General features: G+C 61.6%; 23 protein-coding genes and 1 pseudogene. 8 read left to right on the top strand and 16 right to left on the bottom strand.

Annotated elements, in window-relative coordinates; genetic code table 11:
* Window positions 1-255: 255 nt before the first annotated feature.
* From RBRH_RS16405 to RBRH_RS12990, 8 genes are all read right to left on the bottom strand, one after another.
* Entirely contained in the window at window positions 256-645 is a 390-nt protein-coding gene (locus RBRH_RS16405) for a tautomerase family protein (protein WP_049786518.1), read from the bottom strand.
* A gap of 2 nt (window positions 646-647) precedes the next feature.
* Window positions 648-1,718: a cell division protein ZapE gene (zapE, locus tag RBRH_RS13020; protein ID WP_049786517.1), complete on the bottom strand. Its 1,071-nt coding sequence runs from the start codon at window positions 1,716-1,718 to the stop codon at window positions 648-650.
* Window positions 1,708-2,355: an FMN-binding negative transcriptional regulator gene (locus tag RBRH_RS16400; RefSeq protein ID WP_083813560.1), complete on the bottom strand. Its 648-nt coding sequence runs from the start codon at window positions 2,353-2,355 to the stop codon at window positions 1,708-1,710. Before RBRH_RS16400 ends, zapE begins: the two co-directional genes overlap by 11 nt.
* Window positions 2,315-3,754: a SidA/IucD/PvdA family monooxygenase gene (locus tag RBRH_RS13010; RefSeq protein WP_013428499.1), complete on the bottom strand. Its 1,440-nt coding sequence runs from the start codon at window positions 3,752-3,754 to the stop codon at window positions 2,315-2,317. The genes RBRH_RS16400 and RBRH_RS13010 overlap by 41 nt, the downstream gene beginning before the upstream one ends.
* Window positions 3,751-5,157: a diaminobutyrate--2-oxoglutarate transaminase family protein gene (locus RBRH_RS13005; protein ID WP_157864524.1), complete on the bottom strand. Its 1,407-nt coding sequence runs from the start codon at window positions 5,155-5,157 to the stop codon at window positions 3,751-3,753. The genes RBRH_RS13010 and RBRH_RS13005 overlap by 4 nt, the downstream gene beginning before the upstream one ends.
* Window positions 5,150-6,226 (bottom strand): aromatic ring-hydroxylating dioxygenase subunit alpha, encoded by a 1,077-nt coding sequence (locus tag RBRH_RS13000; RefSeq protein WP_041754701.1) that lies wholly within the window; start codon window positions 6,224-6,226, stop codon window positions 5,150-5,152. The genes RBRH_RS13005 and RBRH_RS13000 overlap by 8 nt, the downstream gene beginning before the upstream one ends.
* A gap of 11 nt (window positions 6,227-6,237) precedes the next feature.
* Entirely contained in the window at window positions 6,238-7,800 is a 1,563-nt protein-coding gene (locus tag RBRH_RS12995) for a 4-hydroxyphenylacetate 3-hydroxylase family protein (RefSeq protein WP_013428496.1), read from the bottom strand.
* A gap of 77 nt (window positions 7,801-7,877) precedes the next feature.
* The gene (locus RBRH_RS12990) at window positions 7,878-8,633 is read right to left on the bottom strand and encodes a sulfite exporter TauE/SafE family protein (protein WP_013428495.1); all 756 of its coding nucleotides are present in this window, start codon (window positions 8,631-8,633) and stop codon (window positions 7,878-7,880) included.
* Window positions 8,634-8,833: 200 nt separating this feature from the next.
* Between RBRH_RS12990 and RBRH_RS12985 the strand changes: the two genes are divergently transcribed.
* Window positions 8,834-9,721, top strand: a complete 888-nt coding sequence (locus tag RBRH_RS12985; RefSeq protein ID WP_041754700.1) for a LysR substrate-binding domain-containing protein — start codon at window positions 8,834-8,836, stop codon at window positions 9,719-9,721.
* A gap of 424 nt (window positions 9,722-10,145) precedes the next feature.
* Window positions 10,146-10,760: an OmpW/AlkL family protein gene (locus tag RBRH_RS12980; protein WP_013428492.1), complete on the top strand. Its 615-nt coding sequence runs from the start codon at window positions 10,146-10,148 to the stop codon at window positions 10,758-10,760.
* Between the two features lie 292 nt (window positions 10,761-11,052).
* Here RBRH_RS12980 and RBRH_RS12975 read toward each other — a convergent pair whose 3' ends face one another.
* Window positions 11,053-12,186 (bottom strand): glycosyltransferase family 9 protein, encoded by a 1,134-nt coding sequence (locus tag RBRH_RS12975; protein ID WP_013428491.1) that lies wholly within the window; start codon window positions 12,184-12,186, stop codon window positions 11,053-11,055.
* Window positions 12,187-12,433: 247 nt separating this feature from the next.
* Window positions 12,434-13,063: a GTP cyclohydrolase II gene (ribA, locus tag RBRH_RS12970; protein WP_013428490.1), complete on the bottom strand. Its 630-nt coding sequence runs from the start codon at window positions 13,061-13,063 to the stop codon at window positions 12,434-12,436.
* 123 nt (window positions 13,064-13,186) lie between these two features.
* On the opposite strand from ribA, the gene RBRH_RS19235 reads away from it, so the two are divergent.
* Window positions 13,187-13,324, top strand: a complete 138-nt coding sequence (locus tag RBRH_RS19235) for a hypothetical protein (RefSeq protein ID WP_157864523.1) — start codon at window positions 13,187-13,189, stop codon at window positions 13,322-13,324.
* 88 nt (window positions 13,325-13,412) lie between these two features.
* Here the strand turns inward: RBRH_RS19235 and RBRH_RS21130 are convergent, their stop codons facing one another.
* Window positions 13,413-13,547, bottom strand: coding sequence for a hypothetical protein (locus tag RBRH_RS21130; protein ID WP_332415664.1), 135 nt, complete (start codon window positions 13,545-13,547; stop codon window positions 13,413-13,415).
* Complete coding sequence (locus RBRH_RS12965) at window positions 13,528-14,616, bottom strand: purine-nucleoside phosphorylase (protein WP_083813536.1); 1,089 nt, start codon at window positions 14,614-14,616, stop codon at window positions 13,528-13,530. Before RBRH_RS12965 ends, RBRH_RS21130 begins: the two co-directional genes overlap by 20 nt.
* 676 nt (window positions 14,617-15,292) lie before the next feature.
* On the opposite strand from RBRH_RS12965, the gene RBRH_RS19230 reads away from it, so the two are divergent.
* The 3 genes from RBRH_RS19230 to RBRH_RS12950 all read left to right on the top strand — a co-directional run bounded on the left by RBRH_RS19230 (window position 15,293) and on the right by RBRH_RS12950 (window position 16,769).
* Window positions 15,293-15,778 (top strand): universal stress protein, encoded by a 486-nt coding sequence (locus RBRH_RS19230; protein WP_041754698.1) that lies wholly within the window; start codon window positions 15,293-15,295, stop codon window positions 15,776-15,778.
* A gap of 140 nt (window positions 15,779-15,918) precedes the next feature.
* Window positions 15,919-16,047 carry a cytochrome bd-I oxidase subunit CydX gene (gene cydX, locus RBRH_RS16785; protein WP_041754696.1) on the top strand — a complete coding sequence of 43 codons (129 nt, stop codon included), beginning with the start codon at window positions 15,919-15,921 and terminating at the stop codon, window positions 16,045-16,047.
* An 83-nt stretch (window positions 16,048-16,130) separates the two neighbouring features.
* On the top strand, window positions 16,131-16,769 hold the full coding sequence (locus RBRH_RS12950) for a P-loop nucleotide/nucleoside kinase family protein (RefSeq protein WP_049786575.1): 639 nt from the start codon (window positions 16,131-16,133) through the stop codon (window positions 16,767-16,769).
* Here the strand turns inward: RBRH_RS12950 and RBRH_RS20470 are convergent.
* Both RBRH_RS20470 and RBRH_RS12945 read right to left on the bottom strand, forming a co-directional pair.
* Window positions 16,756-16,934 (bottom strand): annotated as a pseudogene (locus RBRH_RS20470) (saccharopine dehydrogenase family protein); the annotation flags it as partial. The gene RBRH_RS12950 and the pseudogene RBRH_RS20470 sit on opposite strands and share 14 nt — an antisense overlap.
* Window positions 16,935-16,971: 37 nt before the next feature.
* Window positions 16,972-17,337, bottom strand: a complete 366-nt coding sequence (locus RBRH_RS12945) for a DUF3022 domain-containing protein (RefSeq protein WP_049786515.1) — start codon at window positions 17,335-17,337, stop codon at window positions 16,972-16,974.
* Between the two features lie 186 nt (window positions 17,338-17,523).
* Here RBRH_RS12945 and RBRH_RS12940 point away from each other — a divergent pair, with 186 nt between their 5' ends.
* Complete coding sequence (locus RBRH_RS12940) at window positions 17,524-18,171, top strand: phosphatase PAP2 family protein (RefSeq protein ID WP_041754695.1); 648 nt, start codon at window positions 17,524-17,526, stop codon at window positions 18,169-18,171.
* 190 nt (window positions 18,172-18,361) lie between these two features.
* Here the strand turns inward: RBRH_RS12940 and RBRH_RS12935 are convergent, their stop codons facing one another.
* Together RBRH_RS12935 and RBRH_RS12930 are read right to left on the bottom strand one after the other, a co-directional pair.
* Complete coding sequence (locus RBRH_RS12935) at window positions 18,362-19,318, bottom strand: sugar kinase (RefSeq protein WP_013428482.1); 957 nt, start codon at window positions 19,316-19,318, stop codon at window positions 18,362-18,364.
* A 135-nt stretch (window positions 19,319-19,453) separates the two neighbouring features.
* Window positions 19,454-20,335 (bottom strand): LysR substrate-binding domain-containing protein, encoded by an 882-nt coding sequence (locus RBRH_RS12930; protein ID WP_013428481.1) that lies wholly within the window; start codon window positions 20,333-20,335, stop codon window positions 19,454-19,456.
* A 110-nt stretch (window positions 20,336-20,445) separates the two neighbouring features.
* Here RBRH_RS12930 and RBRH_RS12925 point away from each other — a divergent pair, with 110 nt between their 5' ends.
* A complete protein-coding gene (locus RBRH_RS12925) occupies window positions 20,446-21,543 on the top strand; it encodes a YeiH family protein (RefSeq protein WP_049786574.1) in 1,098 nt (365 codons plus the stop codon).
* Window positions 21,544-21,590 lie beyond the last annotated feature (47 nt).

Here is a 21,590-nt window from a genome sequence, read left to right as displayed (position 1 = left end):
GCGACTCATCAGACGCATGCCCGTCACCACCGTCAGAGCCGGGCGCTGCCGCCGCACAAGCGGCACCTTGAAGCGATCGCCGCGCTGCCTCCAGCATGCGCCACAACGTCGGGGAGGCGAGCTGTCGTCGATCGACGGCGGACACGACCAGGCCGGTGCCTTGACACCAGAACGCAATACCGGCCGACGGGAAAGTGTCTGCCGGCACGTGCGTCGATCCGGCGTCGGAATCCGCCGAGCCGGATTCATCGCATTTCATATCGCAATCGCGTAATCGAACTTCAGGTCCGTGGCGGCACGGCCGCCGTGTAATCCCCAGTTGTCGAGCGGCTCTTCACGCAACAGGACTAGGATGCGGGATGGATCAATCTGGCGCGCCTGCGCAACCTCCGCGACAATGCGTCCGTAAAGTCGGCGCTTGACATCGAGCGAGCGTCCGGCGAACAGCGTAATCTCGATCCCCAAATACTCGCCGGTGCCCGCCGGCGGATAAAAATCCTCTGGTTCGAACGTCTGGTATCTCGCTTGCAATTCGTTCGGGCTGACACCCAGTGTTTGTCGAAGTACGCTGAACAGCAAGTCGACGAGTCGAACCTTCTCGTCCGCTGTGCGCGGCTGCTGCTCTTCGATTTTAATGAGGGGCATAATCAGTTTTCCTGAGCAATGATCAGTGGATTTTCCGTGAAACAAGCGTAGGCACGAGACTGCATCTCGGCAAGGCGGCTGACTGTCCTCGACAGATCATGCGCACCTTCGAGACCATTGAGCGCATCGCTGATCGCGATGTCCGATGCGATACAGACACCGCACTTGCGGTCATACAGGATGTCGATCAACCACACCAGACGCTGCAATGTATCGGGATTTGCCAGTGCCGTCGCGTGGACGTTGTCGATGATGACCCATCGCCAGCGATCAGCCATCGCCAGGTAATCGACATGCGAACGCTGCGCCATACAAAGCACGTCGAAATCCACCCACACCGTTGACTCACCTGCGGCGCTCACCGGCAACGGCCGACCAGCTAACTCCACAACGCCAGGTTGCAGTACAGCTTCGCCTTCTCGAGCGACGAAAATGGCGCGCAACGGCTCGCGAGCCAGCGCAAGCGGCGAAAAAAACCGGGGCTGCGCGGTATCCGCCTCACTGAACCGATAATCGCGCGGTCCATCGAAGTGCACGATCGTGAAATGACGCTTAATCATGTCGATCGTCGGTGCGAAACGCGCGTGGTATTCCCGGTTCGGCAGCAGATCGTCTGGCGCATAGTTCGATGTAAGCACGATACGCACGCCCTCGGCGACGGCGGTCGTCAGAAAGCGCCCAATGAGAAACGCATCGGCGATGTCATGCACATGAAATTCATCAAAGCACAGCAGATCGACGCCATGCAGCCAAGCCTTCGCGACGTCCGCGAGCCGATCGCTGCTGCGCGGTGCCTTCACCAACCTGCAGTGGATGTCCCGCAGAAACTCATGAAAATGAATCCGCCGCTTCGATCCTGGCGCGAGCTGAAAAACCGCATCGACGACCATGCTTTTGCCTCGTCCGGGTAGACCATAGCAATACACGCCATGTAACCGGTGCAGCGCACCCAACCAGCGCCGACCCGGTGTCACAAGTAGCATGCATAACGCTTCGATCGCCCGGCGCTGGCTTGCATCCGGCTCGATTCCGCTGCTGCGAAGCGAGGTTACGACCTGCGCGTCATCGAGCATGCGCGGCCTCCTCCCAGGGCGGCAGGAATGTCTCCAACAGCGGCCGCAAACTACGCGCGCGCGTAGACAACAGGCAGTCGAGCGCCGCATACTGGTCCTCTAAGCCCTTGTCCTGCGAAAGCTTGATGCGCGCCTCCTCATGCTCGACGTGCACGCGCAACGCGAGCACGCCCGGCGCGAACCGCGCCACCCGTTCATCATTCGCATCGAACTGCCATCGCGCATCGTCGGGCTGCAAGCGGGCCGCTGTCTCGCGCAGCACCTCGATCTTCTGCGCCAGATCGGTCACAACATGCACAGTGCCCACCAGATGGACGGCCACGTAGTTCCACGTCGGAAGCTGTCGTGTCACGTACGCTTCGGGCGGAATATAACTGTCGGGTCCGGTGAACACGATACGCGCACGCGTCGTGTTGGCACCACAGAACTGAGGATTTGCCGCATCAACGTGACCGAATAGATTGCGCGACTGGCGCTCGCGAAAAAGCGGGACATGGCTCGCGTGAGATAACCCCGCGTCCGTACTGGCAATCAACGCCAGCGGAAAGCTGTCGATGATCGCGTCGATCCGCTCCGGATCAGTAAAGCGGAACGCATCATAATGAAACGAAACGGGTTGATTCGCTAGAGGTTCCATTTTTGTCCGTATCGTGGATGGCCGTAATGGCCGTGGCAGAAGGCGCGACGGTATTCGAGCCGGCACGTGCCGCGGGGCGCGACAGCTGCGCATAGAGCGACCGCGCAATGGCCTCGGAGCGCAACGCCAGCAGACTGAACGAACCAGAGTCCCCCATGCCGTGGGATGACTCGCATAGCCCGTTTAGATACAACGGTGCATCCGGCGCCACGGCACACGAGAAATGCACGCGGTAGTCGAACGACACGTCCAGGTGCCCGCGGCTTAAGTCGAGCAGCGGCGCCAGCTGCCGCAGCAGCGGTGGATAGGGCTCGTACCGTGGACCATCGCCAATGTCAAGAAAGCCCGTTGCCAGCACGACCAGGTCAAAGCAGTCGAGCGCATGCTCACCGCTCACCGAGTTGACGAGCGCCAGGCGAATCCCCTCTGCTGTGGCCGTCACCGCGTCGACGTACGTATTGGTCCGTATCGCTAGACCCTCGCGTCCCAATATCCGGTTCACGTAGCGCTTGACGTACAGCGCATCGAGTACGTCCTTGTCCGCCGAAGCATAATTGGTCGGCATCAGTTCCGCGCGCAGCCGATTGCGCGTTGCTTGATCCGCAAAAAAGAATGTTTTGACAAACTCAGGAAAATAAACTTCGTCGGAAAACGGGCTCGTGTCCTTCTGCCGGAATGCAAAGTTACGCGTGATACCGACAACCGAAGCACACGAGCCGGTACCGTACGCGTGCAGCAAAATCTCAACTGCGCTCTGGCTACCACCAATGACCGCGATTCGCGGCTTGCGGCCGCCGTCACACACCCGTCGCAGCGCAAAGAGATAGTCATTTAAGTGGACAATGCGCGGATCGTCCAAGCCGGCGAACTGCGCCGGCACGTTCGGCGTACGCCCCGGCGCGACGACGACCGAGCGGGCCCGCCATGCGCGGCCGGTGCAATCGCGCACCACATAGCCATCCAGCAGCCCAGAGCACGCGTCGATGACCGGCTCGATGCTCGTCACGTCCACGCCATAGCTGACTTGATGCGCGAAGAAGCTGGCCACCCACTGCACGTACTGCGCATACTCGATCCGCAATGGAAACGATAACCCGAGGTTCAAGTGCTCGAATAATCGCCCGTTCTCAAACAGGAAATTGGTGAACGAATAGCGACTGCGTGGATTGCGCGGCGTGACCAGATCGCGCAGCGGATGGTTCTGAATATCCGACTCCTCCAACAGCATGCCCTGCTGCCAATAAGCCGCATCGTGCTTTTCGAGAAACAAAACGTCGAGGCCGTCGGTCAGCTCCTCGATCGCTACGGCAAGCGCAATGTTGGCGGGGCCAAAGCCGATTCCAATCACATCGTGAACGCAAGGTTCAAGCGCCGTGGCGGCGTCGTGTCCTGCTTTCATAAGGTCTCCGATACAGGATTGTGAGCGTTGCAGCTAACGCCAGCAGGGGCCAGCAACGGCGCATCCATCGCGCTGATCACCGTCGACAACGCTCGTTCGAGACGAGCGAGTATTTCGTCCGTTTCAGCCTCTGTAATGATCAGCGGCGGCAGCAGCCGCAGCACCGCACCGTGACGTCCTCCCGTCTCAATGATCAAGCCTTCGTCCAGGCAAGCATGCTTGATGCGCCGCGCCAGTTCCCCCGCCGCTGGCGGTAATCCGCGCGCATCCGGCGGACCGTGCGGATCAACGATCTCGATGCCGAGCATCAGCCCGCGGCCACGCACATCGCCGATACACGCGTAGCGCCGCTGCAACGATTCGAGGCCGGCGCGCAGCCTAGCCCCACGCTCAGCTGCCTGCTGCGCGATGCCCTGCGAGCGTAGAAATTCGAGCGTGGCTGCACCTGCGACCAGTGCGATTTGGTTGCCGCGAAACGTCCCCGCATGGGCACCAGGTCGCCAACCGTCGTAGCAGCGCCGATAGGCAAGCACGGACAGTGGAAAACCACCGCCCACTGCCTTAGACATAACGATCGCGTCTGGTATGATGCCAGCCACCTCATGCGCGAACATTGTGCCGGTACGACCGAAGCCGGTCTGCACCTCATCAATGACAAGCGGAATCTGATGACGCAGCGCCAGCTCAGATAATCCGGCCAACCAGCCGGCACTGGCCGGAATGCAGCCGCCCTCGCCCTGTACCGCTTCCAGCAGGATCAGCGCGGGCTTCGTGATGCCGCTCTCCGGATCCTCAAGAAGGTGGCGGATATACGTCAACGACAACGCATCGCTTTGTGCACCGCCAACACCGAACGGGCATCGATAGGCATTCGGATAAGGCAAGAAATGCACTTCCGCCATCGCCCCGGCCACGCTTTCCTTCGGCCCCCGGTTGCCCATCAGACTCAACGCGCCCATCGTCATGCCGTGATACGCGCCATGAAATGCCAGTACCGACCGCCGGCCTGTGACCGTCTTGAATAGCTTGATCGCCGCCTCGACCGCGTCCGAGCCGGTCGGTCCACAAAACTGAAGCTTGGCATCGTTGGCAAACTGCGGCGGCAATACGCGATATAACGCTTCGACAAATTCAATCTTCGCCGGCGTCACGATGTCCAGTGCCTGCAGGATGTGGCCCGATGCGAGAAACTGGCTGACCCGCTCCATAACGTACGGGTGATTGTGTCCCAACGGCAGCGCGCCGGCGCACGCGAGGCAGTCCAAATACTGACGGCCTTCACTATCGTAGACTGTCGCAAGCTCTGCTCGCGTGAGGACGCGAGTGATCGAGCGCGCATACGTACGGGCATTGGACTCACGGTGCTCGAGCATGGACAATGCGTCCAGCGTCTGCTTATGCATGATACGACTCCTTTGAACGCTCACTGCTGGTATGCTGCTGCGCGCCAGCARATTGGCGCACACCGCAATCCGCTGTTGCAGCCTCACCTAGCGCACGCAACCAGCGTCGATACTCCACCGCGAGGCGGTCGCTGCGCACATGCATCTCTTCGCGCAAGTCCAGTGGTAGCCGATAGGGACGCTGCGATTCGACGATGTGGCGATCCTGTTCAAACACCCGGTCCTGGCGCTGGAGGATTTGTGCGTCGCTCAAATTTTCACCGAAGTTAATCGCCACAATAAGCTGTATCACGCACTCGTCCTCATCAACGGGCGTCGCATTCAAAAACGTGCAAAAGCGTTCAGTCACACCGGTCTTCTTCGAGAAATAGGCGGTCGTGGGCCGAAAAGCGTGATAGGTATAACGAGCGGTAACCGGGATCCCACGGTGATCGCCATACGGCTGAAATACCTCGATTTCCGATGTTTCAAGACCGTTTTGCGTCATTTTCACTTCGTAGTCCTCAATTTTATCGGGACAATTTGGATCGCCGTTCAGATTCGCATGCACGAATGGAAAATGCGAAGCATCGAGGAAGTTCTCTACTGAGCGCAATGCGTTGGCCCGATAGCGGTAAGGTCCCGCATACACCTTGCGGAAGCTCGCGTCATCCCATTCGGGGAACGGCGGCACGTCGGACGCCGGTTGTCCGACACAGACCCAGACTAGTCCGTAGCGCTCAGTGACACGGTACACGCGGACAAGCCGCTGCGCGGGCGGCGTTTGGTCCGGATGCGCAGGTACTTTCGTGCATTGTCCCGACGACGCATAACGCCATCCATGATAAGGGCACTCAATTTCCCCGTCGCGCACACAACCCAGCGAAAGCCGCGCGCCACGGTGGCCGCAATAATCGAGCCACGCGTTGATGCCGGCATGGTCCCGCCACAGCACCAAGTCCTCACCCAGCAAGCGCACGGCGAGCGGCATATCGCGTGCCACATCGTCCGAGCGGGCGACCACGTGCCATTGGTCGCGCAGTGCCCGGTAGTCGAGTGCATCCCGGTCCCACTTTCCAGAATAGATCATTATTCGCCTCATCACGCAAACGGGTGGACTTCACGCTGGCCGTCAAACTGCCATGACGGATCGTGCCAGCCATCGACGTCGTAATCGGCAAGACACTGCTCGACAAGCGACTTACATTGGTCGATCGCGCCACATGCGGTGGAATGGTTCAGCATGTCCAGCCGTACCTGCTCATGGTTACCCGCATAGTTGTACTCGTAAAGCTCATGCCGGCCGCCAAACTCGCTGCCGATCGCGTCCCACAGCAACTTCACAAGCTTGAGCCGCTCCTGTGCGCTCGAATCGGTACCTTGAAAGTACGTATCGATGAGCCCAGACAATTCTGGATTGCGCATGTCTGCGAAACTGGCCACCTGCATGATTAGCGAGCCACCGAGAATCGTGTCGAAAATCGGCTTGATGTGGGTCATCACCTGCGCGCCGAAGTGCCGCACTGTCGTTGCCGCTTCGAGCCGCGGTACGACAGAACCGTCGCTGCGCTTTTGCGGCGCCATGCACATCGCTTCGGTCATCGCCCACATCGCGTTGCGCCAGCCGACTACATCGGCCACCTTCGTGCGCACGCCCCTGAATTCGTAGCTGCCGTTCGATTCGAGCAGCTTAATCAACGCGCCGCATAGGAAATCTAATTTGACCGCGAGCCGCGTGCCGGACTGCAACGGATAACGATTCAGGAATCCCGAGGCCGAATAGAAACTGCGCGCCTTCGGTATGTCCCGGTAGATCAATACGTTTTCCCATGGCACGAACACGCCATCGAAAATCAGCACCGAGTCATTCTCGTCAAAACGGCTGGACAACGGATTGTCAAACGGACTTAACGACGAAGCTTCGTATGAGCGCCGACAAACAATCTTCAAGTTTGGCGTGCCCATTGGCAAAATGAAGCACAGCGCAAAATCCTCCTCCCGACCCTGCTGGTACTGCGTTGCACTGTTCTGTGCTACGAACGTGGCATTCGATATCGCCGCACTAGTCGCCACCATCTTGGCGCCACGCACGACAATACCGTCGTCACGCTCTTTTTCCACGTGCAGATAGACATCACGCATGCTGTCAATCGCCTTGGCCCGGCCCACCGGTGGATTCACCAGGACATGATTCATAAACAGCACCTTGCGCGCCGTCTCGTGATACCAGCGGATCGCATTATCGCGGAACGGATCATAGAAGTCAGGATCGGACAGCAACGTTGCGGTAAAGCCCGCCTTATAGTCGGGCGTGCGCCCCATGAAGCCATATGACAGCCGCGACCAGTGTGCGATTGCGGCGCGGGCCCGCAGCAAGTCGTCGGCCGAACGCGCTGGGGTGAAATAGCGATGCGTGCGATAACCGGCCGGATCCAGTGTCGTCATGGTGTCTCGGAACGCCGGTGCATGCAGCGCATCGTATAACCGAGCGATTGATCTCGCACTATTGCGAAACGCCACGTGCTGCGTGACGGATCGAACCTTTTCACCATAGATGAACACTTCACGGCCGTCGTCGAGACTGGCAAGATACTCGTCAGCCGTCAACATTTCGTCCTTCTCTGCGGCTTTCAACTTCAATGCCGCGGATGTGCTTTGAGTCATGAATACTCCTGGTAACGTTGAGTCTAACCGCGACTGCCTACAGCGCTATGGAACCGCCCGATCCGGCCGGGTATAGCCTATGAAATTGACGAAAAATACCGCACCAGCAAAAACACGCCGGATACAAGAATGACGCTATTCACCAGCTTGACGAATTGCTCACGCGAGAGCTTCAGCGTGATGCGGCGTCCCATCCACACGCCAGCCAGCATGCCTGGCGCGAGCAGCACCGCGAGCAGCAGCAGGCTGCGGTTGGCGTAGACGCCGGCCACCAGAAACATCACCAACCTGGTGAGCGTCGACAATCCAATCAGCGTGGTTTGCGTGATGCGGATATGCTCCTTGTTTTCAAGCCTGCCCTGCAGGTAAATCGCATAAATAAAACCGCCACTACCAAATAACGCGCTGAAGATGCCACCCACAAGGCCGAAAGGCACCGACGACCATGAACTCAATTGGGTCATTGGCCGATAGCCACTTAGCGAGTATGCCGCGTAACCGATCACAAAAATCCCAAGTAGCAACAACAGCAAATCCGGTTTCGTCGCCAACAAAATCACCGCACCCATTCCGCTGCCGGCAACCATCAAAGGAACCAGTCGCTTCAATTCGCCAAGCTCGGCTTTTCTGCCGTCTCGCACCACATTCGTGGTGGCCGCACAAAAATCCAGCAATGCGAGCAGCGGGACGATGTGCGATACCGGTATGAACTGAGCCAACAGCGGACTGGCCACCAGTGCCGTGCCAAATCCAGTCATGCCAAACACGACGTACGCTAATGCGATCCCTAACCATACGATGAACACATGCGTTACAGTCAGATCGAATATCAATTGCGGCCCCTTGATTTATTGCTATTTTGGTGTTATCCACCAGTCACTAGAAATAGGGGAAAACCACAGAATATGTTATGTCCCTTATTTATCAGCCCATTTATTTAGCCTAACCGCCAAATCCGCAGGCAATATATCGCGCTAAATTTGGGCCAACCAATATAATTTTGGCAAAGTGCTATCTCAATGAGGCATGGAGCATGATGTCGCTACGGCAACTGCGTTACTTTGTGGAAATTGTCGAGGCGGGCAGCTACAGTCTTGCCGCCGAGCGGCTTTTCATCGCGCAATCCGCATTGAGCAGGCAGATCAAGGAGCTAGAGGCAACGGCACAAGTGCAGTTACTCGTGCGCGGTGCGCGCCGGGTTGAACTGACCCGGGCTGGGAAGGCGCTGTATGATGGCGCCAAGCGTCTACTGTTCAACCTCAATGAAACGCTTGTGCAGACGCGTCATGCGAATCGTGGCGAGCAAGGCATCATCCGCCTGGTCCATTCAAGCTCGGTGCCATTTGCTGGACCCTTGCTGGAACGCGTTCGATGCTATCTTGACGCCAACGAGCACGTTTCAGCGCAGGTGTCTCAAATGCCATCCGAGGAGCAGATGGCGAGTATCGAGCAAGGCGTGAACGATGTCGGCTTTGTACGACTGCCCGTTCACCTGGAATATCCCGGGGTGCGTGCTGACGAGCTTTATTCGGAGCCACTGATGCTTGCCGTCAGTGCCACGCATCCGCTTGCGGGACGCGAAGCAGTCTCGATTGCCGAGCTACGCGAGGAGCCGTTCGTGTCACTGCCGCATCACGAACGAGGTGGGCTCAGTTTTCGTGTCGCAGAATTGTGCATGAAAAACGGCTACTTTCCACGTTCGGCTCGCGTAACGTCACGCAAGACAACGCAACTGAGTCTGATCGAAGCGGGTTTCGGCGTATCACTGGTTGCGGAAAGCATGCGCTTGATCGCGCCGGCAGGCGTGCGTTTCATTCGGCTGGCCGGCACCGGCAATACCACTGCCGTTGCGATGCTGTACCGGAGCAATGCATCCGCACTCGTCCAAGCGTTCGTGGCGGCAACCATGGGAAAAAACTGAGTACGGTCATCGCCGGCGTGGTCCACGCCCATGGCGTGGCACTGCCCGCTTGGCGTCATCCAGTCTGCCGCAGCAACGCGAACCGTTTGAGCTTGCCGTTTTCGGTGCACGGCAACGCATCGATAAGTAAGCCTCAACAGCTAGTCGCGTGCGCAAGGACTGCCGGGCGGCACACTCATCCGTCAGATGGACGCCCGACAGCAAACAAGCGAAGTGTGCCGGCGACCGTGGCGCAATCGACGCCCACGCCGCCACGCTGGTTGCACGCGCAACTTTGACGTAGCCGCTTCCTGCACCGATCCCGGCTCGCGGCGGCCCATCTCCTAGCAAGAGCACGGGTATTGACTCACGTCAATACAGGGTGTGAACGTGCGTTCGACAATATGCATGGCCCACCCACAACATTGCACAAGAGGATTACACCATGAACGCATTTTATCGTATCGCAGCCGGCCTGCTGCTCGCGGCGCCCGTTGTATTCGCGGCGCCCGTCCATGCCGAGCAGGGTGATATCCTGGCCCGCTTGCGCGCGATCAGCATTCAACCCGACGTGTCGGCCAGTGGCACACTCGGCCAACTTGGCACCGGGGTCAACAATGCGATCGTTCCGGAACTCGATTTTACGTACATGGCGACACGCAACCTCGGCATCGAGTTGATCCTTGGGACATCGCGGCACCAGGTCACGTCCAACATCGGCGCATTGGGTGGTGTCAACGTGCTGCCGCCTACGTTGTTGTTGCAATATCACTTCAATCCAGCCGGCACGATCCGCCCGTATGTGGGTGCCGGGTTGAACTACACCTATTTCTATAATGATGGGCTGCATGCGGGCGACACGCCGGTGTCAATCAAGCATTCCAGTTTCGGCCCGGCGCTGCAGGCTGGCGTGGACGTGCAAGTGACCAAGCGCGTCTTCGTCAACGCCGATATCAAGAAGATCTGGATGCGCACCAGCGCATCGATCGGCGACACGCAGCTTGGCTCATTGAAGATCGACCCGCTGGTGGCGGGCATCGGCGTCGGGATGCGCTTCTGATACGCTCGCGCCACGCGCAGCCGGCGTTCGCGCCGAGCGTGTGCTGCCAGCCTGTCGTGCGGTGGCCCGCAGCACAACCGCCGATCGACGCGGCTTCCCGGCTGACCAGGCCGCCAAGAACGCATACCAGCTTGGAGCGCTTTGATGGCTTTCCGGCGCGAAGGCTTACAGCAACAAGCAGACGTTTACACCGCCAGCGTGATCGCGTCCATCGTGCGGCCCACCTGGCGGCCAACTCGGTCTCGCTGTATCGACTCACGCGCGACTATGGGTTGCGGACCGACGTCGCCGGCTAGCCGAGCCCGCTCGGCGTCATTTCCGGCAGGGTCAGTTTCGGTTGGCTCGTCATCAATTGGCTCAGCACCGATTGCCCCGGCGCGCAATCACGGGGTGGCAACCAGTTGCCGCGGGCCGCATGCCATTCTTGGTATGCGCGCTCGACCCGACGCAAGTCGGCCTCCCGCCCGCTCGCATGCATCTCGTCCAATTCCGGCACGTCCAGTGCGAACGCCTCGCAGTATGGATAGTCGCGCACGCGTAGCGCCGGTGCAATCGTCGTGAAATACGCAGTACTTGGCACGCCAAAGCCTGCCGCCACGTGTACCGCGGCCGTGTCGGACGTCACCACGTGGCGGGCATGGGCGATCCAACTTAGAAAGCTCGCGGTATCGGGCGACAGTGCGGCAATATCCGTATAGTGATCGTGCTCCAGCGTGCCGAAGCCCAGCACCGGCAAGCCAAAGGTGCGCCACATCTCATCGACGATCGACACGCGCACGGCGGCCGGGATACTGCGCACCGGCGTGCTCGCCTCCGAACAAAGCAACGTGTAGCCACGCGCACGCCACGCCCCGCCGGGAGCTGGTAATGTTAGTGTGGTGAGCCATTCGTTCGCCTTGTACCGCGCGGGCACGGTGTGGGGCGCCATGCCGAGCGCGCACAGGAAAAAATCGATCATTGGTAGGGTCGCGAAGCCCGGCCAGAAAAGATGGTTGCCAACGTCGATGGCAAGCTCGGTTGCCGGAATCGAGTCGAGCGGCACCGGCAAGTCGATCATGCCGCCGAAGCGGGGTGCCGCCAATGCATACAGTTGCTTCACGTAATCCGGCGCATGGGCGGGCCGATAGATCGTCACCGACAACGACGGATGCAGACGTCGGATTGCATCTAGCGCGCTCAAACCAATAATCGAGTCGCCGAGCGTGACGCCCATGCCATTGATCAGATGCAAATGCGTTTGCTGGCGATAGTCAATCGTGAAGGGCGCCGCATTCGCATTGCGGATCCAGCTCACCGTCGACAACGGCCGATAGCCATGCGCCCGTTTGCCGGTCACCTCTAGGTCATACGGAGCCACCACGTGGGCGTGTGGCGACAGCAGCGAGCCGGGGCTTGACAGTGCGGACACCTCGTCAAGCATGGTCATGGCGTGCCGGTCTGAACAACGATTTCCCTGCCTTGTTTTCCTGCTTACGAGCGCGGCAGCTTCTTGCTCTCTGCGCCTGCGCCCAACAACAATCCCAACTCAAGTCTTATTCCAACGGCGAACGCTTGCTGACGCAGGCCGCTTTCACACGCGGCCGGCAAGCGGTTTTCCAATCTCAGCCAGAACTTCCTTTGAAGTGCCTGCCAATATCGACACAGATGGGCGCCTCGCAGAGCCAACTCGTACCCTATTCGTTTTCGCTGAAATAGTGGCCAAAGCGCTTGCGCTTGGTCCAGATATAGCGTTCATTTTCCTCGCGCATTGGGATGGCGAGGTCGACGCGGTCATGCACGGGAATACCATGACGCCGTAGCGTGTCGAACTTGTCCGGATTGTTGCTCATCAATCGTACCGACGACACGCCGAGCCAGCGCAGGATGCTCGCGGCTGAATCGTATTCGCGCGCATCATCGGGCAGCCCGAGGTCCCGGTTTGCATCGACCGTGTCGCGGCCCTGCTCCTGCAATGCGTACGCGAGGATCTTGTTCGACAATCCGATGCCGCGTCCTTCGTGTCCGCGCAGATACAGCAGCACGCCTGCCGCCTCAGCCGCGATCTGGCGCAGCGCCGCGTCCAACTGCTCGCCGCAATCGCAGCGGAACGAGCCGAGCACGTCGCCGGTCAGACACTCCGAATGCAGCCGTGTGAGCACCGCCTCGCGCGCGCGCACCTCCCCCATGACCAGTGCCAGGTGCTCCGTGCCATCGCCCCTGACGCGAAACACGTGGGACGCAAAAATCCCATAGCGGGTCGGCAGCGTCGCGCTGGCAATGTGTGCCGCGCATTCGCTGGCCTCGTCAAAATGTTGTTGCTGCATCGTAACCTCAAATCATTCGCACCGCCACAGGGGCTTCGGATGCAAGTCTACCGCGTCGTGGCGTCGGCTGCCGCACGCGTGCCGCATAGAATGAATCCGCTCCGCTGATTGCTCAACTTTCAGATGAAGATCGATATCCTCGGCGTACAAGCCTTCGTCGCAACCGCCGATCACGGCGTATTCCCACGTATCGCCGCGAGCGTGAGCCGCCGGGTGCTGGCACGCAATCACCGAGCTGCGCTGACGCAAGGTGCAGCGTGAGCGGCGCACCCATGCTCCAGTGCAATGCCTGGTGCCGACGCGCGACCGCTACGTCCATCCGTCGCTATCGCTCGGACTCGAACGCTGGCTAGGTCCGTACGAGCGCATTGAGATCGATGCGCCGCATTGGGTGATACTGCATGATGCGCCGGCGGTCGCCGCCCGGCTTGAGCGTTTCATCGAGCGGCACGAGCGCGACGAGTTCAGTGCTTCGGCACGCCATCGCGCCAGGCCTTCCAGTGCGTCACGATCTCCTGCACCAATGGATTGCCGGCCAGGTACAGGTTCTGCAACGCAATCTGAAAGCCCCCCTGCGCCGCATAGTTGAGCAGGTTGTCCGCGCTGCTCTGGCCCGCCGCCGGGCGATCGAAATCCGAGCCGGCGCGCAGCACCGCTACGCGCGACAGGTCCACCCGGTGCTCCGCGGCCCCCCGCTTGAGCGCCTCGTACGTCGCGTTGTCCTCCTGCTGCGTGGTGCAATAGACGCCCTTGCCGTGCGTCAATAGCTTTGTCCAGTCACGCGCACGTTGACCGAGCTGCGTGCCGGACCACCACGTGTCGCTCGCCAGCGTATCGCACTGGATTACAGACGGCGGCAGATTGGCCGGTGCGTAGCCGAACCGCACGCGGGCCACCTGCGCTGGTGCGCTATCCGATAATTGCACGCCGCGCGACAAGGCGAACGCGCGCTGTACCAGCGCGTCGTTCAGCTTGAATACCTCAGTGCGATAATCCAGCGGCGGCTTCTCAGCGGGTCCCTTTGTGTTGGCCCCGAGGTAACCGGACTGCCACCCGGCGGGAATCTCACGCGCATCCAGTTCCCATTGCAGACCGAAATCGACGAGATAATGCGCCCAAGCAGCGGAGCCGATCGTGCCCTGCGCCGGATCGATGCCCGCGATCCCAGCGACGAGGAAATAAGTCCGTCGCAGGTCGAACTGCCGGGATAGGACCAGCGCCATCGTCGATGCCGCCGCGTTTGCATGGCCCATGCCGGTCGTCAGCACGCAAACGTCACTTCGATTGCAGTGCACAGACGGATAGTCGGGCGACAAGCCCGGGACGCGGATCGCTTGCCACGGTCCCAACTGATCCAGCCATACCTGGCCCTCTGGCCCGAACATGGAAACGATCATCACCTTGACGGCGCGGCCGGACCCGCCGGCCCAATCCGCATGCAACGCCGGCTCCACCTGTGCCACGTCTACCGCTTGTTCTGCATGACCACTGCCGAGTCCGGCGCACGCCAGACTGGCCGCCAATACGGTACCGCCAATCAGCTTTTTGAACATCCTTCGCTCCTTGTTCGAACACGAGTCGCCCCACACCGCCGGCGAGACTATCGGGCCTTGCGGGACAAAACAAGGGACAAAGCGAACTCAAGATTACGATAACGATGTCTGATAGAACATCGGTTTGACGCGGTGCATCCTCGTACAGCAGCTGAGAAGCGTCCTTTTCCACATCGCGCCGCCCGCATCCAGCGCACTAAAGAGCGCAGATTTCCATGCAGACAGCATCCCCCTCCGTCCCGACAATCGCACGCCATTGACAGCCGACAACCTGCCGGTGGGCACCGCGTTACCATTCACATTGACGCACGCCGCAGGCACGCCGCTTTTGCCCGAAAGCGGTATTGCCGGACGATGCCGCGCGCGACTTTTTGCTTATCCATTTCTCGCTGCCGCATGCGGCCGCCGGCCTGCACGATGCGGACCACGCCAACGCGCAAGCCGGCGCAAGTCCTGGCACGGCGAGCCTCGATGTGGCTACCCCAGGTGCGAAGGCGCGCCAGCCCGGACGCCGGAGCCGCTGCGCGTGCACACGGGCAATCTGGTCCATATGCAGCCATTTCTCAGCCCCGGGAGCGACACACGCTGCGCGCGTTCCCCCTTTGCGACGATAATGCAAAGGTGCGTGCGCGCGCCCGGGCGCACAAATGGTCCATCACACCAGGAGAACGCCAGCATGTACCACCGCATCCTTGTGGCCATCGACGGCAGCCACACCTCACGCCATGCACTCAACGCCGCGCTCGATCTTGCAGCGTCCGAGGGCGCGCAGCTTCAGCCGGTCTTCATCATCGACGACGTCCCGCTCTACTATTCGGTGCCCGGCTACGATCCGTCCATCGTCGTGCGCGCGCAGACCGAGGAAGGCCAACGGGTGATCGACGAGGCGGCTGACGCGATGCGTGCTCGAGGCATCGCCGGCACGCCGCAGATATTGACGACATCGTCCCTCGAAGGGATTGCCGAGTGTATCGTGCGGGCGGCGCAAGCGTTCAACGCGGATCTGCTCGTGCTCGGTACCCATGGACGGCGCGGTGTGCGCCGACTGGTGCTGGGCAGCGTGGCGGAACAGACGCTGCGGCTCGCGCAGCGGCCGGTGTTGCTGATTCCCTCGGCAAGTCACGCGCCGCAAGCGGCGCCGTCGAGCATCGCGAACGGTTAACGCCGCGCACTGCACCACGCATCGCGCATCGTGATGCTTGCATGCGCACGCTTGCGCGGTCATCATGACTTTATCGGGTACGGTTGCGTGCCGCTGCGGCCGGCCACGAGACAGCATCCAACCCAATGGAGGAAACCGCAATGTGGTACTTCTGCTGGATACTAGGTATCGGCGTGGCGCTGGGCTTCGGCGTGATCAACGCGATGTGGCTGGAAAACGAAGGAAACTTGGCGCGGATGCGATCCGACTCGCTGAACGGTCGCGCCTGACGTTGGCGCGACTGGTCCGCGTGAGCACTCCCCGCGCGTGCCCCGGTCGCGCTGCACCGGGCGGGCTGCGGACGGCCACGACGATGACACGATTACTTTTCTTTTGCGGGCACGCCGGCACCGGCAAGACCACGCTGGCCAAGCAACTGGTTCCGGCGTTGCTCGAGGCCACGCGTGAGCCGCTGTGCCTGCTCGACAAGGACACGCTGTACGGCCGCTACAGCGCAGCCGCGATGCAGGCGCTCACGCACGACCCGAACGACCGCGACAGCCCTGTCTATCTACAGACATTGCGTGGCCCTGAATACGAGGGGCTGCTCGACACCGCGCGCGAAAACGTGTCGCTGGGCATCAGCGCGGTTGTTGTCGGCCCTCTATCACGGGAGGTGCGTGACCGGCGGATCTTCGATCGCAAATGGCTGCGCGTGCCGGCACATGTCGACGTGCACTGGGTCTGGGTCAGTGTGCCGGAACATATCGCGCACGAGCGCATCGTGCGGCGCGCGAACGTTCATGACGCGTACAAGCTCGCGCATTGGGAAACCTACCGCCAACGATGTTTCGAGCCCGATCCGGCCGACTACCCTCAACTGCTGATTTTTGACAACAGTGCGCCACACGACGCAGACCGGCGTGCGCTGCGAGATCGGCTCCTCGCGCCGGCCCATCCCACTGCGCCCGCCGCCCCCGCTGCCAACAGGCCGCCGTTCACGGCGGGATGAGTTCCCGCTTCGGCTGTCCCGTGTATAGGCGGCCAAAGCAATTCTCCAGAAGGCATCGAGCTCGACCTGCTTCTGCCGGATAAAGCGGCTTTGTGGCAACCTGCCTTCACGAAACAGCGCCACGACCGCACAGACTGCACCGGCGCTCGTCAGCTCGATCGCACTGGTATGGCATGGCGTGCGCCTGGCCGCAACGCGCGTGTCATGCGAACTCGCGCCCGAGCTCGACCTCAGACACCGGCTCGATCTCCTTGCCCAGCGCGTACTGCTCTTCCATCGAACCGATCACCGCCTCTAAGTAGGCGCGCAGCACGGCTTCGGCCCGAGCGCGCTCGTTGGGCGGCGCGGCCGCATAGCGCGCCAGACTCGAATCGACGAACACCACATCGAGCATGACCTTCGAGTGCCGCCGCGAAAAGGGCGAGACTGTCCAGTCGATGCGCAGCGCCGGATGGCCGGCCTCGGTCTGCGTATCGGTGAAATGGGCGGTTTCCGGCAACAGGTCGCTGACGACGCGGGCAAGGTGCTCGCGCAGCGGATCATTAAAAAGAAAAGGCGGACGGGCCATGGATGGGGAGCCTCGAAAGAGTGCCGAGGCTATCATAACGGGCCGCGCATGCAAGTCGGGAAGGTATCGGCCCTATGAAGTCCGCCGCCGCGACAAGCTTGCCGTGGCCGCAGCGCTAAGCGCACGTTAAGGTGGCTGCGATATCCTTGGGCGTTCGTCATTTCTGAAATCGTGCCGCCCCCATCGATGGAATCCTTGAATCAAACGCTGTTCCTGTTACTCAACGCAAGCGCGCCGTCGCCGGCGATGCACGCGTTGATGTCATTTTGCGCGAATGCGCTGATCTGGGCCATGCCGGCGACGCTCGTCGCCGGCTGGTTGCGCGTGCCGAGCCGCACGCGTCCAACACACGTGGGGGTCCCCACCCCTGCCGCCGGCCGCTCACAAGCATGCCGCGGCCATTTCGTCGAAGCCGCCCTGGCCGCCGCGCTCGGCGTTGGAATCGCCCAGATCATCGGGGCAATGTGGCCCCACCCCCGGCCGTTCGCGATCGGCCTGGGACACGCATGGATTGCTCACATCGACGACGCATCGCTGCCCAGCGACCATACCACGCTCGCCTTTTCAGTCGCCTGCAGCCTACTGCTGCACGCCGGCACTCGGGTGGCCGGAGCGGCCCTGGCGTTGGCCGGGCTGCTGGTCGGCTGGGCCCGCATTTATGCGGGCATCCACTTCCCGCTGGATGTCGGCTGCGGCATGCTGCTCGGCATGGCGTGCGCCGTGCTCGCTCACCGTCTCGCACCCCGGGTCGTGCCGCCACTGTTGCGCCGCAGTGAGCCGCCCTATCGGTTCCTGTGCGCGGCGCTGATCCGGCGCGGCTGGGCGGTCGCGTAGGACGGCCGTCAGCACTGCTGTGTCGACGCGCGTCGCTTGCCTATCACCTGCCTGTCGCCTGCCTATTGTCCAAGCCAACCGTGTCGCCCGGCTGCCCGTCAAGGGTGCGGTCAACGAGCACGGCAGGCCACTCGCCATCGCGCAACGGACACGGGACCGATTCCTGTACACCGATCGCGCACGATGACACTCACTGCTCAAGCGCATCCAGCGCCGCCCGTGTAGGCAAGCCTTCGCTGTCGCCGATGACCTGGATCGCCAACGCACCGATTCGATTGCCGCGCTCGACTGCGTGCCGGACCGTGCGCCCCTGCAGCAGCGCACTGATCACGCCGACCGCAAAGCCATCGCCGGCGCCGACCGTGTCCACCACCCGCTCGACGTAAACACCCGGCACGATGCCCTCATCATCGCCGTGCCGATAGTACGCGCCGTGCGCCCCCAGCTTGACCACCACGCCACGCGCGCCCCGCTCGATGTAGAAGCGCGCGATCGCGGCCGGATCGCCGCTGCCGGTCAACACCGCGCCCTCCGCCACGCCCGGCAACACCCAATCGGCGAGCGCCGCCAACGCATTAATCTGCTCGACCATCGCTTCGCGCGATGGCCATAGCGTCGGACGCAGATTCGGGTCGAACGACACTGTCTTGCCGGCCCCGCGCATTTCGCGAGCCAATTTGAATGCCAACTCGCGGGAGCTCTCCGAGATGGCCGCGGCGACGCCGGTCAAGTGCAGGTGCCGCGCGCCGAGCACGTAATCGGCCGCATAGTCGTCGAGCGACAGGTGGCTTGCCGCCGAGCCACGACGAAAATGCTCTACTTGCGGATCGCGGCCGTCATCGGCGCGGCTTTTCAGTTGGAAGCCGGTCGGATAGCGCGGATCGACCGTCACATGCGTTGCATCGATCCCCTCTTCGGCCAATACGTCCAGTACATAGCGACCAAATGAATCCGCGCCGACGCGGCTGATCCAGCCAACACGGAAACCGAGCCGCGCGAGCCCAGTGGCGACGTTCAGGTCCGCGCCGGCGATGCGTTTGGTGAAATGCCTGACGTGGGCAAGGTCATGAGCACGCTCAGTCGCCACGAACAGCGCCATCGCTTCGCCGTAGGTCACCACATCCAGCGGCAACAGGGTTTCGATCATCGTTCGTCCTCGACTGCCAGTGCAGTCTTAATCTATGTCGGGGAACCGGTTCCCAGTCCACACCCAAAAGGCGCGAGGTCTGTGCCTCATTGAGGCAGAAATGGTCCGCACAGGCTGCACATCACGCCATAGAGACTATCCCGAGTCGATGCCGCATAGGGCCAGGAATTTGAGCGCCGCGCGCGACGCCGCCGAACCGTGCATGACCAGGATCGAGAAACGCCGCGTCAGCGGTTGCGGCGCCAGCGACACGCTGATCAGGCGCGCATCCTCATGCCGCATCGCCATCGCCGACACGAAACCCACGCCCATGCCGGCGCGCACCGCCTCCTTCACCCCCTCGACGCCGGCCAACTCCAACGCGGCCCGCGCGCTCGCACCGGCCCGCGCGAACGCGCGCTCGACCTCGTGCCGCACGCCGGAGCCGGACTCACGCCAGATCAGTGGAAACTGGCTGATCCGCGACAACGGTGCGGCTCCATCGCTTGCCAGCGGGTGACCGGCTGGCACGATCGCGACAATCTCGTCGTCGTGCCACGGATGCACGTGCGTGTCGGCCGGTAGCTCAGCGGGCACACTGCCTTCAATCAGCGCGATGTCCAACTCCTGTAGCGCATGGCAGACATCGCTCGTGTTGCCATAGATGGTGCGGATCTCGATATCGGGATGGGCGCGGTGAAAGTGCGCGACCAGATACGGCAGCAGATAGCTGGCTGGCGTCGTGCTGGCCCCGATGCGCAATGTGCCACGCTCCAAACCCCGCAACGCGTCGCGCAGCGCATGCGCCTGTTGCCACGTATCGCGCAGCCGCGCGGCATGGACGGCCAGTTGCCGGCCGGCATCCGTGAGCCGCACGCCGCGGCCGTTGCGCACGTACAACGACTCGCCAAATTCCTCTTGCAGCAGCCGCAGCTGACCGGACACCGCGGGTTGCGACAAATGCACCGCTTCGGCCGCCCGGCTGATGTTCTGATGTTCCGCGACGGCGGCAAAGGTCAAAAGTTGATCAGGGGTCATGCATTCAAACCATCAGTTAAGCCGATAGTTTACATTTCAAATGACGATTTTTCATAACGATATATCCAATTTAGGATGGGACTGTCGAGGTCACCTGTCACTTGAACGCCATGTCCATCCTCATTTCCAAGTCATCCTCGCTGTCGCCGGGCACGCCCGCGGGCGCGGGCGCGGCATCACGCCGCGGGCTGCTCAACGGCGTGCTGTTCGTCGCGCTGTTTGCCTTTGCAGTCACACAATTGGCCGCGTGGCCGCCCATCGCCAGACTCGGCATGAGTCCGCTGATCGTGGGCATTGCGTGCGGTGCGGTGTACGGTAACGCATTGCGCGTCGCCATGCCGGACAGTTGGGCCGCCGGCGTGAACTTCTCCGCGCGCAAACTGCTGCGCATCGCGGTCGCATTTTTTGGGCTACGCGTCAGTCTGCAGGAAATCGCGCAAGTCGGACTAACCGGGCTGGCGATGTCCGTCGTGGTCGTCGCTGCGACGCTGGCTATTGGCTGGTGGGTCGGAACCCGATGGCTGAAGCTAGACCGGGACACCGCGCTGCTCACAGCCGCGGGCAGCGCGATCTGCGGCGCGGCAGCCGTCGTCGCGTTCGAGTCCACGTTGCAATCCAAGCCACACAAGAGTGCGATGGCGGTCGGCACGGTGGTGCTGTTCGGCACGCTGTCGATGTTCGTCTATCCACTGATGGCCAATGCCGGATGGCTTCATTTGGACGCGACCGGGCTCGGTCTGTACTTCGGCGGCACCATCCACGAGGTAGCGCAGGTGGTCGGCGCCGCCAGCGCGATCAACGCGCAAACGGTACACGTGGCGACGATCGTCAAGATGACCCGTGTAATGCTGCTGGTGCCGGCGATTTTCGTGGTCGCCGGCTTCATCGCCCGGGCCGCGCGCAATGCGCAACCGGCCGGCAGTAGCACACGGCGCGGCAAGTTGCCCGTGCCGTGGTTCGCGCTCGGCTTTCTCGTGCTGGTGCTGGTGAACTCGCTGCACGTGATCCCGTCGCACGTGTCCTACATCCTCAATAGCCTAGACACCTTCGCGCTGACAATGGCGATGACCGCGCTCGGAATCGAAACCCGGGTCGCGCAGATTCGCGAGGCCGGGCCGCGTGCGCTGATCGCCGGCGCGCTGCTGCAGCTCTGGCTGATCGCCGGGGGTTACGCGCTGACGCTCGGCGTCGAGCGCTGGCTCGGCTAGCGCAGCGATACGGCAGTCAATGGTATCGTAACGACAGGCGCGGCCCG

The organism is Mycetohabitans rhizoxinica HKI 454 (assembly GCF_000198775.1).
Taxonomy (GTDB): Bacteria; Pseudomonadota; Gammaproteobacteria; order Burkholderiales; family Burkholderiaceae; genus Mycetohabitans; species Mycetohabitans rhizoxinica.
The sequence above is the reverse complement of the archived record's forward strand: the minus strand, read 5'-3'. Positions and strand labels throughout refer to the sequence as shown.